At 60.2% G+C, this 17,076-nt stretch carries 18 protein-coding genes; 6 read left to right on the top strand and 12 right to left on the bottom strand.

All coding sequences use genetic code 11. The features are described from left to right. Nucleotides 1-108: 108 nt before the first annotated feature. The 5 genes from EN846_RS15660 to EN846_RS15680 all read right to left on the bottom strand — a co-directional run bounded on the left by EN846_RS15660 (nt 109) and on the right by EN846_RS15680 (nt 6,533). A complete protein-coding gene (locus EN846_RS15660; protein ID WP_189523693.1) occupies nt 109-714 on the bottom strand; it encodes a restriction endonuclease in 606 nt (201 codons plus the stop codon). Next, on the bottom strand, nt 701-1,675 hold the full coding sequence (locus EN846_RS15665) for a hypothetical protein (protein ID WP_135898925.1): 975 nt from the start codon (nt 1,673-1,675) through the stop codon (nt 701-703). Before EN846_RS15665 ends, EN846_RS15660 begins: the two co-directional genes overlap by 14 nt. A gap of 138 nt (nt 1,676-1,813) precedes the next feature. Beyond that, on the bottom strand, nt 1,814-3,589 hold the full coding sequence (locus tag EN846_RS15670) for an ATP-binding protein (RefSeq protein ID WP_189523694.1): 1,776 nt from the start codon (nt 3,587-3,589) through the stop codon (nt 1,814-1,816). A 258-nt stretch (nt 3,590-3,847) separates the two neighbouring features. Further along, a complete protein-coding gene (locus EN846_RS15675; protein WP_127391704.1) occupies nt 3,848-4,714 on the bottom strand; it encodes a ParB/RepB/Spo0J family partition protein in 867 nt (288 codons plus the stop codon). 1,258 nt (nt 4,715-5,972) lie between these two features. Beyond that, on the bottom strand, nt 5,973-6,533 hold the full coding sequence (locus tag EN846_RS15680; RefSeq protein WP_127391703.1) for a recombinase family protein: 561 nt from the start codon (nt 6,531-6,533) through the stop codon (nt 5,973-5,975). 456 nt (nt 6,534-6,989) lie between these two features. Between EN846_RS15680 and EN846_RS15685 the strand changes: the two genes are divergently transcribed. Further along, entirely contained in the window at nt 6,990-7,349 is a 360-nt protein-coding gene (locus tag EN846_RS15685; protein ID WP_127391702.1) for a hypothetical protein, read from the top strand. A 180-nt stretch (nt 7,350-7,529) separates the two neighbouring features. Here EN846_RS15685 and EN846_RS15690 read toward each other — a convergent pair whose 3' ends face one another. Next, the gene (locus EN846_RS15690; protein WP_127391701.1) at nt 7,530-9,359 is read right to left on the bottom strand and encodes an ATP-binding protein; all 1,830 of its coding nucleotides are present in this window, start codon (nt 9,357-9,359) and stop codon (nt 7,530-7,532) included. 69 nt (nt 9,360-9,428) lie between these two features. After that, a complete protein-coding gene (locus EN846_RS15695) occupies nt 9,429-10,292 on the bottom strand; it encodes a DNA sulfur modification protein DndB (RefSeq protein WP_189523695.1) in 864 nt (287 codons plus the stop codon). Nucleotides 10,293-10,334: 42 nt separating this feature from the next. Here EN846_RS15695 and EN846_RS15700 point away from each other — a divergent pair, with 42 nt between their 5' ends. From EN846_RS15700 to EN846_RS15710, 3 genes are all read left to right on the top strand, one after another. After that, nucleotides 10,335-10,679 (top strand): glycoside hydrolase family 99-like domain-containing protein, encoded by a 345-nt coding sequence (locus EN846_RS15700; RefSeq protein ID WP_245518724.1) that lies wholly within the window; start codon nt 10,335-10,337, stop codon nt 10,677-10,679. A gap of 207 nt (nt 10,680-10,886) precedes the next feature. Continuing rightward, entirely contained in the window at nt 10,887-11,078 is a 192-nt protein-coding gene (locus tag EN846_RS15705) for a hypothetical protein (protein WP_127391699.1), read from the top strand. A 126-nt stretch (nt 11,079-11,204) separates the two neighbouring features. Next, on the top strand, nt 11,205-11,423 hold the full coding sequence (locus tag EN846_RS15710) for a hypothetical protein (RefSeq protein WP_127286976.1): 219 nt from the start codon (nt 11,205-11,207) through the stop codon (nt 11,421-11,423). Between the two features lie 30 nt (nt 11,424-11,453). Here EN846_RS15710 and EN846_RS15715 read toward each other — a convergent pair whose 3' ends face one another. Genes EN846_RS15715 through exbB form a run of 3 tightly spaced genes read right to left on the bottom strand, consistent with a single transcriptional unit; the run spans nt 11,454 to nt 13,849 of the window. After that, a complete protein-coding gene (locus EN846_RS15715) occupies nt 11,454-12,425 on the bottom strand; it encodes an energy transducer TonB (RefSeq protein WP_127391698.1) in 972 nt (323 codons plus the stop codon). Further along, on the bottom strand, nt 12,422-12,880 hold the full coding sequence (exbD, locus tag EN846_RS15720) for a TonB system transport protein ExbD (RefSeq protein ID WP_127391697.1): 459 nt from the start codon (nt 12,878-12,880) through the stop codon (nt 12,422-12,424). Before exbD ends, EN846_RS15715 begins: the two co-directional genes overlap by 4 nt. Nucleotides 12,881-12,886: 6 nt before the next feature. Further along, entirely contained in the window at nt 12,887-13,849 is a 963-nt protein-coding gene (gene exbB / locus EN846_RS15725) for a tonB-system energizer ExbB (RefSeq protein WP_127391696.1), read from the bottom strand. Between the two features lie 264 nt (nt 13,850-14,113). Here exbB and EN846_RS15730 point away from each other — a divergent pair, with 264 nt between their 5' ends. Then, nucleotides 14,114-14,788 (top strand): isochorismatase family cysteine hydrolase, encoded by a 675-nt coding sequence (locus tag EN846_RS15730; RefSeq protein WP_135913914.1) that lies wholly within the window; start codon nt 14,114-14,116, stop codon nt 14,786-14,788. A gap of 8 nt (nt 14,789-14,796) precedes the next feature. Here the strand turns inward: EN846_RS15730 and EN846_RS15735 are convergent, their stop codons facing one another. After that, nucleotides 14,797-15,738, bottom strand: a complete 942-nt coding sequence (locus tag EN846_RS15735; RefSeq protein WP_128346040.1) for an LLM class flavin-dependent oxidoreductase — start codon at nt 15,736-15,738, stop codon at nt 14,797-14,799. A gap of 130 nt (nt 15,739-15,868) precedes the next feature. Further along, nucleotides 15,869-16,018 carry a hypothetical protein gene (locus EN846_RS15740; protein WP_127392438.1) on the bottom strand — a complete coding sequence of 50 codons (150 nt, stop codon included), beginning with the start codon at nt 16,016-16,018 and terminating at the stop codon, nt 15,869-15,871. A gap of 283 nt (nt 16,019-16,301) precedes the next feature. Between EN846_RS15740 and EN846_RS15745 the strand changes: the two genes are divergently transcribed. Further along, nucleotides 16,302-17,069 carry an SDR family oxidoreductase gene (locus EN846_RS15745; RefSeq protein ID WP_127392437.1) on the top strand — a complete coding sequence of 256 codons (768 nt, stop codon included), beginning with the start codon at nt 16,302-16,304 and terminating at the stop codon, nt 17,067-17,069. Nucleotides 17,070-17,076 lie beyond the last annotated feature (7 nt).

Here is a 17,076-nt window from a genome sequence, read left to right on the forward strand (position 1 = left end):
AAAATACAGGTACTTAGGCTGGGCGACGGCTCGGCGGCGCACCCAGTTGCGTACCCACCTTGCGTACCCAGGAATACGACGCAGGCTCGCGCGTCGGAAGCTAAACAATCAAGAATCACCCTCACCAGCTTTTGCTCTTCTCGACGCCTTCCGCTTTTTGACAGCTTTGGCCTCGACGCCTGCTGCGACCTGGGATTTTACCTGATCCATTAGGCGACGTTGAAGCAGTTTCACAAGGTCTTCGCCAGAACCAATGTCGAGAAGATCCTCTCCTGTCAAAATGAGTACTGTCTGGCCTTCAATCATCGCCGCCGTGAGATGGAAAAATCCCGCTGTTCTATTAGCCGGATTGCCGGCAACGCCCTCAAGTGCGATGAAGACGCCACTACGTCGGCCTTTGTCTTTCAGCAGGCTTGCGAAGTAACGCAGCTCTCGACTGCTAACAGCGCTGGACCAACCTTTGCATTCAACTATCAATGGGCAATCAAGGAAGTGCAGACCGTCTATGGGGCACGTATTCATGAAGTAAAGGTCGATTTCCTGCGTGCCGAAATCGCTCACCACATCTTGGTCTTCGAGGGCAAGGCCGGGGACCGCTCGGAATATAGTCGCAATAAGTGTCTCTAGTCGCTTGCCTTTGCGATGCGCCTCCTCTGTTTCTTCCCGAATAGCATTGATCTCCAGGGCGATGTGGGCTCGATCAAGCGGCGCCATCTGCCGTCCTTGTGCCAAAGGCGGCGCGTTGCCGACGCTGGGAAACATCCACAACGAACGTGCCACGCTCGATTAGTTTGATCAGCGTTTCTGCCGCGTAAGCGAGCACGCGCGGAGTCTCAGACAGGACGGGAGGCTTATGCGGTCGGTCATGGTCGAAAACCACCAGCGCGAGTTGGGCACTGGTACTGCCGATCCACCTGTCGAGCTTTTTGATGGTGTGTTCGAGGTTTTTCACGACGCTTCCGGTTCCACCGCCAAATATCTTGCACTCGACAAGAACAGGTCCGCCTACCTCATACGCTAGTTCGTTCAACCAAAGGACGAGATCGGCCTCTCTTTGACTGGCCTCCACGTTTTGGTGGTCCGTGAAAGTTACCTCACCCCCTGCCTGGCGAAAGATATCCGCCACCAACTCTTCAAATTGGAACCCCCGGCGAGCGCCCTTGATCAACCGCACTGTTTGCAGCCGCTCCCTAGCCCATTCTAAGTCTTGGATGGAACGAACTGGTGAATCGTTGCGCTGATCATCTTCGAGTGACCCAAGAGTAGCTGTCAGTCGAATGAATCGATCAATGTCGTTGGCTATTTCGGGAAGTTGGCCGAGGCTAGACACGCGGATGAATTCAACGCCCCGAAAGTCTAAAAGCGATGCCAAGTCGGGAACCTTCTCACCGATGCCAAGCATGAGGATGGGCTTCCCGAGGGCATGCGCCATACCCAGCTCGAAGGTAACGCTTGGAGATAGGAACTGAGAGACGACTGCAACGACAAAGTCTACGTCGGAGAGGTGCCCTCGCAGTTCGTTCGCGACGATCTTTCCCGTCAGTTCGTATGTCGCACGGGTTACGTCCAGTCCAAGGTCAGTCAGAAACATGAGAACTCGGCTCGCGCCCGACTGGATCGGGGCAATGAGATAGCAGCGTTTGCGCCGTCTCCTATCCTCGTGGGCTGCGCTCACCTGTTTCCCCTGTGATGATCTTGGCCGGTGAATGTGACCGGCAACACGAAAAAAGGGAAGATAGCGGCAATCGCAAATCTCCGGCCGAGAATTCGGTTCGGTTCAACGCACGGAGACGTCGCTAGTTTGCAACTGCCGTCAATGTGGAGCGATGCGGAACTTCTCCAAAGAATCCAGCAGCCGTCGCATGTCAGCCGGAATGTCTTCCCGGTTGATCGATTCGGCAATTCGGGCGTCTGTTAATGTTACACCGTATAGGTCTTGCACGCGCTGACGGAACAGCCTGAGAACCTCCTTTCCTGGAACAAGTGCAATCCTAGTCTCTAAGCTGTCCCAAAGACGGTCGAAGGCGCCAAGTACGTCCTTATAAACCCGAGACCTGTCTTGCCCGCTTGGGCGCAGATAGTCGTGCCGTCGGCCCATCAACTGCGAAAGGACATCTTCTTTTAACGGTCGGGTGATCTCTTCGAGCAGCGCTGCGGACACTGCTGTTAAAGCCTGCTTCTCTGCGCCGGGCTCAAGCCGCGAATTCAGAACTCGCATGATCGCACGGTCGAGTGCTGCGGGGACTAAAAGGTAATTCTCGATCTCCTTCCGATCGAGAACCCACGCCAGCCTGAGGTTCGTTTCCAGGTTTTGCAAGACCTCCGCGATGTGCTCGTCACAGAAATAATCTCGGTCATATACAGCTCCGATCATGAGCGGCGCCCCCAGGGCCTCGGCGATGCCGGACGCGAGGGTCGTGATTCGCTGCCAAGACCCGAAGCCTCCAGATTCCAAAGGCGTTATTCCGGTCCCTGAGCTCAATTCCTGCATTCCCAGCTTGCGTGCAAACCGTCGGATCAGCCGGAAATCGTCGAGTCCTTCGACAAAAAGAACTCTTCGACTCTTTGCAAGCGCAGTTAGAGTGATGTTCTGAGACGATCCCACCACTTCGAGCGCGCGCTGGATTCCGGCCACGTTCTTTAGACGCTCGCCCGCGCGGCGCCGCTTATCGATCATGAGTATCTCAGCCGGATCGGCCTCAGCGATGATTTCACTGGAGTGTGTAGCAAGCAGCACGTCGGCGCCAATGTCGCGAACGATCCCAAGAAACTGGCGTTGAACATCCGGGTGCAAATAGACCTCGGGCTCATCGACCACGACTAGGGAATTCTCCGTGGCCCGAGAGAGGTGGGTAAGCAACTGGCACCAGACTTGGAAGCCGAAACCGACCCAATAGATTTCCCGCGTCATTCGGCCTTCCAGGCAGAACATTGTCAGTTCACCTGTCTGATAATTATACTCCGGCGGGGTGATGGTCATGCCAGGCCAAGTGCGCGCAACTAGGTCCGCAAAATCTCCGAAACCTTCCGGGTTATAGTGCCAATAGCTCCGGAAGTGACGTGAAGCCCGATGGGTCGAAATCGCGGCCACTACTGTGCTGCGCTCCCGTCGATTTTCGTTGTGCTCAACCGGCCCAAGAACTGGCACAATTACCAGGGAGGCTGGAAACTCGCGTTTGAAGACGGCCGCACTCGTAACCACCCCTATATCCAGATGCGGGACCAAGACGCAGCCGCCATCATCAGGGAAGATCAGGGCGAGCGAATTGCCGTTATTCAGGTGGAAGGTCACCCGGGATTCAGCTCCATTGTAGTCGGTCTGCACGTTTTCCAGCGAAATGGGAACGCTCTCAGCGGGTATCCGGTAGCCAATGGCAACCTCTTCGCCGACATGCACGCGAATGGGAGAGCCTTTTCGTGCAACGCGGATCGCGGCGTCGAGCGTCCGCAATGCTCCAATGATCGTCGATTTCCCCGAATTGTTGGGGCCGACCAATATATTCACCTCACCAAGCGTCAGTGAATAGGTGCCAAAAGCCTTGAAATTTGAGAATTCAATACGTCGAATCCGACCTCTGACCTGTGACATGCCCCTCATCCTGCCTAAAACCCGGAAGGCAATGGTTCTTGACCGCCCGCAGCAACTGCCTTGACTAACCGCGTCTTCAATGCTGAGCCGAAAGGAAACAGCCGCGACGCGGCTACTATCATTTCCGATTCGGTCGCTTGAGCCGAGTCCGCCATTGCGAGACGACTGGCTACGAAGCAGGCGATCTTTCGGCGGTATAGGATGGAAGCAACAGCTTAAGATGCCGCCTATACAAAATGCACATGTATGGATGCACCCCTAGTAGTCGCCATCCTCGAAGAGTTTCTCCTGATTTTGGATGTAGCCTACGCGAACATCGGCCCAGGCTTCCGTCTCGAGCAATCTGCCGGGAAGCCGCTCATCCAACATCAGGAGCGCCATCGCGAAGCCCTCTGGGTCTCTATGAGGCCGGTCCTTGAGCGCCCTCGCAATGCTCTTGACGTAGCCCCTGGCACGCCTCTCGGTTTCAGCGTCATGATCGACTTGGGGTTTCTCTTCTCCCTTGGCTGTAAGTTGGGCTTCCGCCCAGTTCATTTCCAGCAGTTGATCCGCTGTCCTTCCCTGCGCGGCCAATTCTCGTTTGACGCGCCTCATGTTCGCCACCGAGCCTTCGGCCACGGAACACTCCAACGCGATTCGGCTTTTGGAATAGTCGGTCCGCGCTGTAAGCCTCCAGGCTGCATTCATTTTGTCCTGCAGGCTCATCGGCATCTTGTTCTTTGAGTTCAGAGAGACCGACTTGGCTAAGGCCTCTTCTAGACTGCCCTTAAAGACGCGGACCGGAATGTTGCTCCCAACACCTGCCCGCTTGTAGGCAAGTCTCCTGTGGTGGCCGTCGAGAATGAACCAGCCTGCTCCACCCCACCACACCGTGATCGGTTCCAAGTATCTAGGGTTCTCGGGCTTGCCGATGGCCTTCGCGAGCGTGTCCACGTGCGCCTCGTGTTCACCCTCGCGATAGTCGAGATTTCTTGGCTGGAAGACTGCTTCGGCAGTTCGTAGCTCCTGCAGGCTGAGAACCTCGGGGTCTTGAGGGCTTCTCGGGTCCGCCCCGATAGCCTGCCGCAATGCCTCTAGCGCCTCTCCCGTGTCGAGGTCGTCGACGTCAAAGTTTTCTGCAGCCAACTCGAGTTCCCCTTGGGTGTGAAAGGTCTAAGACGCGGCGCTCATGCAGCTGGTCTTCTGCTGGGTCAATTTCACCGAAACCAGAAGTGTCACGTACCCTTCGGCAAACGGCGATTTGACCGGCTGATCCCATAAGGGAACCCCAAGGTGCAAGGCCTTCTTTGACGCAGCAACGGCGTCCTCCCCAAGCAGCCTTTGAACAGCGCCTGAGACCTTCTTCCGTAGCTTCTGCGTGTGTGACGACCAGACCGTTGGGTGTCTTGGGCCATTTGGCGTGTATAGGATCGTGGAAGTGTCCTTCGTCATAATGGGCATAGTCCACTTGCGGCTCGGGGTTCCCCTCTGCGTCGCCCAACTGCCCACTTGAGTCTCGATGAATCTCTCGCGAAATTCAGGAAGACCGTCGAAGTGCAAAAGAGCCCATCCCTCGACGGCAGCCGCACGGATCAACCAGTCTCGAAAGTCACCGCCATTCTTCGCGATTGTGGCTTTAACGATTTCCGCACGGCCCCTCTGGGTAATCCGACGGTGCAGGCTGCCCGGCGATACTGCCCAACTTTCTGGACGCTTGAACCTCGTTGACTGGTAGCTAAGCTCTTGCTCAATCTGGCTGCGTAGGCTGTGGGGGACACTCTTTGGCCAACCACCGCTCTATCGCCTTGGAAAACGCGCCAAGCTCTTCCGCTGCGGGGATGCTCGCGATGGGGTCGCCAACGTCGCGAAGTCGATCCGCGTGGGTTCGACAAAAGCGGCTCAGCCCGGCTCGATGGTGTGCGCAGCCCCCGAGGCTGCAGGTGAGGCCTTGGTTCCGGTGCTTCCTGAGGGTCATAATGCCCTTTCGGTCAGGACGCTCGGCGGTCATCCAGGTGGTGGGATTTCCCCGTTGATTAGACATTTCATGCTCTGGGTATAGGTCGAGTGTGTGGAAGTAACACTGGCTCCACACGGGTAAGGGAGATGCGGACACCTAGATGATGTCACCCACTATAATAGCATAGTGAGAACAAAATAGGAACAATAATTTTGGTCATCTCCACTATTTCTTGTAGCCGATACCCTTAGTGGCTCCTTTGTCGACGCCCAAAGCTCGTGTCGCATCTGCAGAGCCCAATGGCGATCCCATCGCCCCCAACGCTCTTCTTTCGGAGGCCTCCAGCCTTAGCCACTGCCTGCGAGTGAGGGGCTTCTCCTTGAGCTTCTTTCCCATTGTTGTCGTCTCCTCTCGCGCAGATGGGTCGCTGTATGCCCGGCAATCCTGTCATACACTCCGAAGGATGCGGAAGACGCTCGATCGGCTCACGCTCAACTCTTGGACGATCGCATCGGCCGTCTTGCCTTCGGCCTTGAGTCGCAGCACGTCCGCAGCCTTTCTCCTTGCCGTGGGTGCCCTGCCTTTGTACTTACCATCCACCTTAGCTTTGGCGATGCCCTCGCGTTGGCGCTCCAGCATAAGGTCGCGCTCGAATTCTGCGATCCCGCCCAACATGGTCAGCATCAACTTGCCGGTAGGAGTGCTGGTATCCATCTGCATCGAAAGGATGCGCAGCGTAACGCCTTTGGCCTTCAGGCGCTCGGTGATCCCGAGCAGATCGGAGGTCGAGCGGGCCAGCCGGTCTGGTTTGGTTACCACGAGCGTGTCGCCCTCGCGGACATAATCCATCGCAGCCTCTAGTTGAGGTCGCACAGTGGCGACCGAGGACAATTGCTCGCTGAAGACCTTAGTGCACCCTGCGGCCTTTAGGTCACGGTGCTGGGCCTCAAGCCCTGCGTCTTGGTCAACAGTCGAGGTACGGGCGTAGCCGATGATAGGTGAAGTCACTTGAGGTCCCCTGCGGTGTCATTGAAATCTTGGACGTTGTGGAACTGCCGGTGCCAAAAGTCAATACAGACCCTAGTGGCACCCCCTCTTGAAGAAACTTTCGAGGTGTCACAAGGGCAAGGCCCAGTGACATTCCCAACGAGATCAATGCCCGGCTGCGCATTGGCTAGACAGTTCTCGTGCAGAACATTGCTTGTCCGGCTTCCCAGTTCGATACTCGGTAGGTAGCAGCCTTGCTGAAGCCTTTTTCGAACCGGCGGCGATAAACCATCTCGGCATTGAGGGAACCCAGCAAACAATGCAATCTCAAAGGCCTCCCCCCGGGGGGATTTTCGAAAGGTCATCTCACGAAATAGAGAAACAGATTTTTTGGAAAAAAGGCTGCGGGTCCCGGCACTGGGCGGCGCCCCTGTTTTAGACATATATTGCCGTCCTACAGAGGACCTGCGGAGACCAATGATGCCGAAGATTTCTGCCGCGTCGTATAGGCGGATGAAGAACTCCTATCGGCTAGATATCGCTAAGCATCTTGCGGCCCTGGCCGTCAATTCTGAGACCGTCACCTACGGTGCCCTGTCCGACAGATTTGGTGGAACGGCGAGAGGGTGGGGCGACGTGCTCGGTGGCATTGCAATCAGATGCCGTGAAAACGAACTCCCGATCCTATCGGTACTCGTCGTAAGTGCTGCAACAGGGCGGCCATCGACAGATGCTGTGCAGTATGAGGATCTGGGGTTTAATAGCCCTTTAGACATCCAAGAGGAGCAGCGACGGTGCTTCGAATTTGATTGGTCAAAAACGCCCTTTGGCACGTAGGCGCGATCAGGCCCACGCTGGGTCGGGTGCAATGGCGTCTCAAGCCGAGTGAGGAGCAACGACTCTGGGCATCAACTAAACCCGCTCACAGCAGTGGAGGCTACCTTTCACAGTGTGTCGCCACCGGTCTGGATCAACCGCAGCGCAGCCCTCAGTTGCTCAATGCCGCCGTGGCGCTATTCAAGCGGGCTCCAATTCTTCATCTGCACTTCCAGTCTCAACCCTTCTGATGTTGAGGCGCTTACCCAAGCTTCTTCGCGCGTCCTGGAGAGAGTCGAAGTAGTTGTCCGCTGCAATGCTGAGACTTTCCGGCTCTAGTGCTTTGCCCATTGCCTCCTCGTCCCATTCCTTGTTGATCCGTTTGGCCAGCGCGAAGACGACCGCCAATCCGACACGTTGGATCATAGAATTTCGCGTAAGCGAGCGGACCAATAGCTGCATCACTTCCGGCTCCGGTGCCTGTGCGTATTCCTTTTCAAGTTGCTCCCGCATGGCGCCCACCGCCGGGTAGGTCATGTTTATGAACAGTTCGCTGGTGGTGGCGTAATAGCGACCAGCCCGGCCCTTGATGCCGCGTTCTTCAATGTCGGACTCTTCGTCCAGCGGTATGAGCGTGGGCGCCCGTTCCAGATTTCTGGCCATACGCGCCATCTGTGCTCCGGTATTTACGATTGCAAGATCGACAGGGTGACGCGCGCCAGTGCTGGATTGTCCGCCGCCTTGGCCGCTGCTCACACCGCTGCCACCACCAGTCCCATGACTGATCGGAAGATCGCCAGAGAAGTCTAACCGTGGACTCGTGGTCCGGACACGAAGTTTGTTTAGCATGTCCTGGAGTTTGTTTCGGATTTCGTCTTGTGCATCCGCAGAATTTGGAGCGAGAGAATGAATGAGATCAATTAACCATTCTGGCCGATGGTCCAGTACCTCACTGGCAAACTGAGCTGGTTCGACCTGGGACTGTTCTCCTTCGATATAACGGAGAAACTGGCGATAGCCTTCCGGTCGAACATGGGCTTGGTCTGGCAGCTCAATGTGGACCGAGATATGCTTGGCGCCGAAAGGAACGCCATAGATCGGTGCTTCGATGGTCCACGCTCGGCCTGTCAAGACGGCGTACATTTCGTCCCGGAAGACAATTGCACAGGTGCTTACGGCTGAGGCGATTGATCCGCTAATCGACCGATTGTGAGACGTACCGTTGAAAGCCTCGTCATAGATGTAATGAATTCTAATGCCATTTGGCAGCGTCACGGTCTCTGACCGCGCGAATACGCCCTTAGCAGCGCGAGCTGGGATAGTCTCGAACCGCCGTGAACCGTCCTTCCGTGCGTGGGTGCCTTCGTACAACCGGACCTCCACGCCATCGGGGATACGATAGAACCGTTGGTAGAGATAATTCGCTAGCCAAAACGCGCGCTGCGGCGGATTGCCATCGTATGGATCGAGAACCGTGTCCTGATCCTGACGATTTCCCAGCAGGACAACCTCTGTCCAATCATCGTCTAAAAGCCTGGGATCCTCTGTTACGATGACGCCAGTGACATCGACCACATCGCCTAGTTCATTACCATTTCCGTCGACCCGCTTGAGGCGTCCGTATATTCCGTCACGCTGACAAAGCACCGTTTCATGCACCATGCCGTTTTTGCACGAGCGGTATCGAATTCCGAGTCGGTTTGACGGCAGCGAAGCCACCTTTGCTCCCATGCCGAAATTCTTATCGAGGCCCTTTTCTTTGCCTATCGACGCGGCAAGGTTTGTCATGATCCGAAGCTCATCTTCATTCATCCCCGGGCCATTATTCCAAATAGCCAGCTTGGGGACAGAAAAACCTGGAGCCACATAGATTTCGACCTTACCGCCGCCAGGAGCCTGTTCTGCTGCCTCAAGGGCATTTTTGAACAACTCTCTGATCATCATCACCTTCGGACAGCGATCGATCGTGCTTGTAATCAGGAAGGCCGGATCTTCGACACGTAGTGCAGATACGTTGGACGCAGCAGACATCACCCTCTCCAGTAGAAGCCATTGTTCCTAAAAATAGGCAGGGGGGGACCCGGAGGCCCCCCGCTCTGATCAGGCCGCCTCGGTCAGCTGCTGCAGAGGCTGACGCCGCGACGGCAAGTTCAACTTCCACCGAATCATGTCCCCCAAGATCGGGTAGATGTCGTTGTGCTTCGCACCAAAGCGCATAAAGTCGCCCTGGTGGCTGCCGATATCACGGTTTCCGGTGTCATCAAGCGGGAGATAGCTCGACAGTCCGGCCAGTCCCTCGGCTCGGCGCTCCTCTTCATTCAGGTTATAATACCGCCACATCGGATTGCCGTGACTGAAGTCGACGTCATTGAGCGAAGAGAGCAGGCGCTCAGTAAGATCGTCGCCATCGTCAGGCCGACGGTTGCTGAAGCTGAAGTCGTAGACGAGCTTGGCCAGGGCTTTGAGGACCACCGGCTGCGCGGCGACGGTTTTCTCGCGCGCTCGCTCTTCTCCGAAACCTTCAATGTCGCGGACGGCACTCCAAAACCAAACGCCGGTCTCTGTGCGACCATCAATCATCAGGGGAGTAGCGCCGTTAATGTTGCTGCGGTTAAGCAGCAGAATCGCGTTAACTGCCACAAGATCCTTGCGGACAATGCGACCATCATCGTCTGCCCAGCTCTTCACGTCGGTTTCGACAACACCAAGGCCGAGTTCTTCCATCAGCCGCTCCTTGATGAACAGGTTGACCGGATTGGAGTTGTCGAACTGCAGCGCGAGATTCGTATCCACCTTTTTGCCAAGGCGATTCAGGTCATGAAAAAGTTGCCTCTCTTCGTCCGGCTGAAGGCCGAGGTGAACTTCCACGGCGACGGTACAGAAAGTCCGTGCGCGTTCGAAGCACTCCTCCCAAACCTGTAGCTCATCACCACTGATCGCCTGTCCGTCGCCGAAGGGGACCAAATTGCCCTTCTTGGGGTATGCGCGGCTGCTTCGATAGCGCGTTTGGCAGCTACGATTTCGGCACTGACAATCAGGCCACTGTCCCTTTGCCTTCGTCGCAAAAGTCATCTGACTTCACGTTTACGAGGTTTTGGGAAAAGACCTAGACGCCCGGACAGTCGACCATCCGAAGGCGCGCAGAGTGATAGAAGTTCTCGCGTATGGCTGAGCAACGCGGTCGTCGACACATCCGATCGTTTTGCCGATTTCGACAGCCGCCTGATATTCGTCAACGCCTGGAACGAATGGGCCGAGGGGGCCTATCTGGAGCCCGATGCCCGCTACGGCTACGCCTATCTGCAGCAGACGCGGGATGTCCTGTCGGCCCCGCCGGCAGCCGACATGTGACAAAGGATTCCGGAGCCGTTCTTGCCGCTTCGCCGGGATTGTCCTGACAGCAAGGCGATCGAAGTCATTTGCATGCCAATGTTTCCAAACCGATGATTCCGGAAACAGCCCGTGCCTTTTCGTGCCATCCCCCCGAAACGGACCCGGCACATCCTTCCTGCATCTTGCGACGGCGATCACTTCGCCGTCGCAACGACGCGAAGGACAATGCCGATGTCGATGCTCGGAAGCCTGGCCGACTACAGCCGCCTGATCATGCGTGCGCACAACAGCGCCAAGACCAGGTACATGATGGACGCCCTGCCGCCGAACCTGCAGCAGGACGTCGGCTGGCAGGCCGGCCCCGCCATGCATGAAAAGAAGAAGCTCGCGCAGATGATTTTTTCGGGCAGGCGCTGAGGCCGGCCGGTCAGGCCGCGCCGATCGCTGCCCGAAACGCCGAGCCCATGTGAGCTACGTCATAGTCTCTCGCGGCCCAAAGGTTCATTAGCGTCAGTGCATGTTTTCGTCGGATGGGAGGAAGCCGTGCCTTATTCACAACGCGAAGCGCGTGCCTATCTGGACCGCTATGGCGGCCCTTCGGGCACACGGATTGAACTGGTCGAGACGGACAGGCAATGTTTTGTCCGGGTCCTCGAGGACGAGGAGGAACGCACCTACTCGTTCGAGCCGGGATCCTTTGCCCTGGCCTTCGCCGAAAGCCAGCGGATGCGCCTCAAGCTTCCGGCGATCGTGCACCTTTAGGGCTGCGCCGCGGGGACAAGTCTCCACGCTTTAGTTCCGCAGACTGAAAACAAACGGCGCGGTGCGGGTGACGCGGGCGCCGAGTTCGGGGGGCGGGGCCGGCACCGAGGCGCCTTGCAGCGCGCCGAGCGCCGCGCGGTCGAGGTCGGCGTCGCCGGAAGACCGCGCCAGCCGGGCGGAGACCACCCGGCCGGAGGAATCGACCGTGAAAGTCACGTTCGGGTTGCCTTCTGCCCGCCTCGACCGGGCCGCGCTCGGATAGCGCGTGTGCCGCCTGATCCACGCCGCCAGGCTGGAATTCCACCGCGCCGGGCCGGCGCCGAACCGTTGCGCTCCCTCCGTTGCCTTCGGCGCCGCCGTGCGCGCGGCCCGCCTGGCGTCGACGCTTGCCGCCATCGCCGTCTTAGCCGGCGCCGGCTTCTCCTTCTTCGGTTGCTGCTTGTCGACGGGCTTCTTCGCCTTGGCCTCGACCGGCTTCTTGGGTTCCGCCGGCGCATCCACCGGCTTCGGCTGCGGCAACGGGATGACGACTTCGGGCGCCACCGTCTCGACGACGTCCGGGACCACTTCGTCCAGCGGCTGCTGCTCGCTCAGCGCGGCGACCGTCGGCGCCGCCGGCGCGGTCGCCGCGGCCTCGACCGGCTGTTCGGCGGTCGGTTCCGCCTCTTCGGTAACCGGCTCAGGCGCCGGCTCGGTCACCGGTTTCACCGCCGTCACCGTCTCCGTTTCCTCGACCGGCTCGGCCTGGTCAGGCATCACCGTATCCGGCACCAGCGCCTCTTCCTGCACCGCGGGCGCGACCGCCAGCGGCGACATCTCGATCGCCAGCGCCGGCGGCGGCCCGCCATCGGCGGAATCGGCAAGATTGAAACTCTGCACCGCATAGGCGACAGCCACATGCGCGATCAGGATCAGGGCGGCGGCAGCGGCCCACAGGCCGGTCTCGCGCACGCCGAAACGCGGCTGACCGATGCCGGACAGAGCAGCCGCTGCGCCAGTCATGGGACTGCGCCTCCGCTCGCCGGCGCATCGGCCGAAGGCAGCGTCTCCAGGCCGACTAGCGCGATCTTGAGATAGCCGGCGGCGCGCAGCAGGTTCATCACTTCCATCAGCTCGCCATAGCCGACCGTCTTGTCAGCGCGCAGGAAGATGCGCGTCTGCTTGTCGCCCTTGGTGCGGCCGTCGAGCGAGGTGGCGAACATGGCGCGCGGCACGCTGTCATTGCCGATGGCGAGCGTAAGATCGCTCTTCAGCGTCAGGAACAGCGGCGTCTCGGGCCGCGGCGCCGGCGTCGCCGTCGAGCCCGGCAGATCGACATTGACATCGACCGTCGCCAGCGGTGCGGCGACCATGAAGATGATCAACAGCACCAGGATGACGTCGATGAACGGGGTGACGTTGATCTCGTGGCTTTCCTCGAGATCCTCGCCCACCGTTTCGCGAATCCGCGCCGCCATGTCCGCTCACCCCGCCGCGATCGTGCCTGCCGGCGGCACGGTGCGGAAATCGAGGTCGCGGCTGACCAGCCGCTCGACGCCGGCGGCGGCATCGGCAAGGATCTGCCGGTAGCCGGCTATGGAGCGGGCAAAGACGTTGTAGATGACCACCGCCGGGATAGCCGCCACCAAACCCATAGCGGTGGCAAGCAGGGCTTCGGCGATGCCGGGCGCAACGACCGCCAGATTGGTGGTCTGCGCCTGCGAGATGCCGATAAACGCGTTCATGATGCCCCACACCGTACCGAACAGGCCGACGAAGGGCGCCGTCGAGCCGATCGTCGCGAGCAAGCCGGTGCCGCGCGACATGCGCCGCGCCGCCGCCGCCTCGATGCGCGACAGCCTGGAAGTGACGCGCTCCTTCAGGCCGTCGCCGGAGACATGGCCGAGCGCGCCGGCCGAAAGCGCGGCCTCCTCCTCGGCCGCGCGCACCAGCAGCGCGCCAGGGCCATTGTTGTGGCCGAGCGCGCGGCCCGCTTGCATTAGCGTCGCGGCATTGCCGATCGCCTGCGCGGCGCGGCGCGCCCTCAGCTTGCCGCCGAGGATCTCCAGCGACTTGGCCAGCCAGATCGTCCAGGTGACCAGCGAGGCGAAGGCGAGGCCGACCATCACCGCCTTGACGATGATGTCGGCGGCCACGAACATGCCCCAGGGTGACAGATCGTGCGGCAGTGTCAGCGCGATCGCCGTCGACGGCTCACCGCCGGCGGCGGTCGGAGCCGGCTGAACGCCCGGCTGCGGTGCAACGGGAGCAGCCATGGCGGGAGCGGTTGTCGCGGGCGCCGCCGCAGCCGGTTGCTGCGTGGCAGGGGTCGCCGCCGGCGCCTGCACGGCCGGAGCTGGCGTCGACGATTGCTCCTGCGCGACGACCGCGCCTGCCGACAGGATGAACGCTGCGGCCAGCGCCGCGAAAAGACCATGTCCAGCCACGCTCTGGCCTTCCTGCAACTCGGGCTTGCGCGATCGTCGACAACCGGTTTCCGGCTGCCATCAACGGTTGACTATAAAACATGAGTTTACTAGTCAACTATGAAGATGACTTTTTGGATCAACAAAAAATGTCATGGCGTTCCAACGCAAGGCCGAATTGCGCCTTGCTGCCCAACGTGCGCCTCTGCGGAGGGCAATGATCCTGCCTATGGACTGCGGTGCCATCTCCGGCCACGATAGCGGCGGCAAGCGCGAGGCAAGCCGATGATCAAGGCGATCCCGTTCGATTTCCCCTATGACGGCCGGCTGGTGCCGGGACACACCGCGCTGCTGGTCATCGACCTGCAGGAGGATTTCCTGTCGCCGACAGGCTACTTCGCCAGAAAGGGCTATGACCCTTCGCCGCTCAGGGCGATCCTGCCGGCGGTCAACCGGCTGATCGCGGCTGCGCGCGCCGCCGGCCTGACCATCGTGCACACCAGGCAAGGCTACCGCGCCGACATGGCCGACATGACGCCTTACGAGAAATGGCGCCGCCAGCGGGCAGGGCTCGACGGCACCGACATCCTGCTACGCTCCAGCCCCGGTTTCCAGATCGTCGCCGATATCGAGGTCGCGCCGCAGGACATCGTCGTCGACAACACCTGCAACGGCGCCTTCACCTACACCGACCTGGAGCTGGTCCTGCGCGCACGCGGCATCACGCATCTCCTGTTCACGGGATGCACGACCGACGTATGCGTCCACACCACGCTGCGTGAGGCGTGCGACCGCAACTTCCAGTGCCTGACGATCTCGGACGCCTGCGCCAGCGGCGACTGGCAGGCGCATGAAGCCGCGCTTCACATGGTGACGGTCGAGGACGGCGTCTTCGGCGCGCTGGCGGATTCGGACGCCGTTATCGAAGCGCTGGCCCGGCTTGCCGGCGGGCCGCGCTGACGACCCGGTCAGGCCGGGGCGCGGGATTGCGATGGCAGGCGCGGCACGAATGCGCCGGGCTGCGTCACGCTGTTCTCGAGACGCGCCAGTGAATTGGCGACGAGCGTGACCATTTCGCGGCCCGTCGTCGCGATCTCGCGCGAACGGTCGATCCCGCCGACCATGAATTCATGGATGCCGAGCGCCGCATAGGGCAGCAGCGACAGCGCGATCTCGGCCGGCGACCCGGAAACCGCGACCGCCTTGTGCTCGGCGATACCTTCATCCTTTTGCGAACGGATGCGCACGGGCAGCGCGAAGCGCAGTTTGCCGACCCTTCCATGCTCGGCGGCGGCGGCGCGCACGCGCTCGATCAACTGGCCGACCTCGTCCGGCGAACCGGCCGACAATTCGAACACATCCGCGTGCCGGCCGGCGACCCTGAGCGCCGTTCCCGACTGGCCGCCAAGCCGGATCGTCACGTCGGCGCCGTGCGGGCCCTTGCGCGGCACATAACCGCCTTTGACGCTGTAGAAGGCGCCTTCATGGTCGAACGGCCTGTCGTTCGACCACAGGCGCTTCAGAAGCACCAGATATTCATCGATGCGCTGCCACACCACGGTGTGCCCGACCGGCCGCGCCTCGGCATCCTCGTCGCTGAGCGGCTCGCTGAGCATCCTCAGCGACAGGCGGCCACCGCTCCTGGCAGCGAGCGCCGCAAGCTGCCTGGCCGCCACCGTCGGCTCGACGACGCCGGCCCAGTGGGTCAGCACCACCTCCAGCGACGCGGTGCGCTTCAGCGCCTGCGCGGCTATGTCCATATTGGTGAGCAGGCCGGCCGGATCGTCGACGACGATCTTCTGGAAGCCGACATCCTCGATCAGCGACAGTTTCGTCGCGGTCTCGGCGAAATCATAGAAGAAGCTGCCATTGGCAGACTTGCCCGGAACATGCGTGAACTCGATCGGCATTGCCATCTCCTCCATCACGTTTGGAATCGCATATCGAAACCACAGGGCGCGGGAAAACGCGCCGCTGACGCGGCTCACTAAACTCCGGTTGCCTGAAAGCGTTAGGCCGCCACCCCGTGGTTCCCGCGCCTCAGGGAATGAGCCCCAGAACGACTGCCCCGGTGAACGCGAACGCAAGCGTGAAAACGAGATAGGCGAAGGCCCCGCCATAGGCCGGCCGCCAGCTCTGGCCGATGGTTTGGCCTCTGCGGTCTGTCTGGGTGTTTTGGTAATAGGACATATCGGCCTCCGTCTCACCCTTAATCTATAAAGTTAGTAGACTTTGTCGATTGCTATTTTCCCGCGATCCGCAGAACGAATTTCTCATATCGCGCTGGACATTGGTTTGGCTTGCTGCGTCTGCCCTATCCAGGGGAAACGGCTGCGGAGACGATCACGCCTGGGGTTTCCGTGGTCGTGCTGGAGCCGGTGTGGCGGGGATGCGGCCAGCGAGCTTGGCCATCCGACACGCGCGGGTTAGCATCGCTGCCGGTTCACGCGTGAAGCATCAACAGGAGAAAACAATGGGCGGAAGGCTGGCGGGCAAGGTTGCCATCATCTCGGGCGGCGCGACGGGCATGGGCGGGGCGGCTTCCGAGCTGTTCGCGGCGGAAGGCGCAAAGGTGGCGATCGTCGATCGCAACGGCGAAGCGGCGGCGGCGACCGCGGCTGCGATCCGCGCCCGCGGCCATGTCGCCGAGCATTTCGTTGCCGATGTTTCCGACGAGGCGCAGGTCGAAGCGGCGGCGATGGCGGCGGCGGCAAAGCTTGGTCCGGTCACCGTGCTGTTCAATCACGCCGGCACCATCGTCATAAAGCCGTTCCTGGAGACGACGCTCACGGAATGGGACTGGCTGCATGCCGTCAACGTCCGCTCGATGTTCCTGATGACGCGCGCGGTGCTGCCCGGCATGATCGCGGCCGGCGGCGGTTCGATCGTCTGCACCTCGTCGATCTCGGCGGTGGCGGCGACGCCGAACGAGGTGCTCTACGACACCACCAAGGGCGCCTGCCACATGTTCGCCCGCGCCATCGCGGTCGAGTTCCGCGACCGCAACATTCGCTGCAACGCCGTCTGCCCCGGCTTCATCCGCACCCCGCACGGGCTGCGCGAGGTGGCCGACCTAGGGAAACTTGGCGTCGACGTCTCCGACGCGGCACTCGCCGCCCAGCAGGGCCGCATCGGCGAGCCGGAAGAAGTGGCGAAGGCCGCGCTGTTTCTGGCCAGCGACGAATCCAGCTTCGTCAACGGCGCGCATCTCTTCGTCGACAACGCCTTTACGGCGATGTGAAGCGTCC

It is taken from the genome of Mesorhizobium sp. M4B.F.Ca.ET.203.01.1.1, assembly GCF_004791025.1.
Lineage (GTDB): Bacteria > Pseudomonadota > Alphaproteobacteria > Rhizobiales > Rhizobiaceae > Mesorhizobium > Mesorhizobium abyssinicae.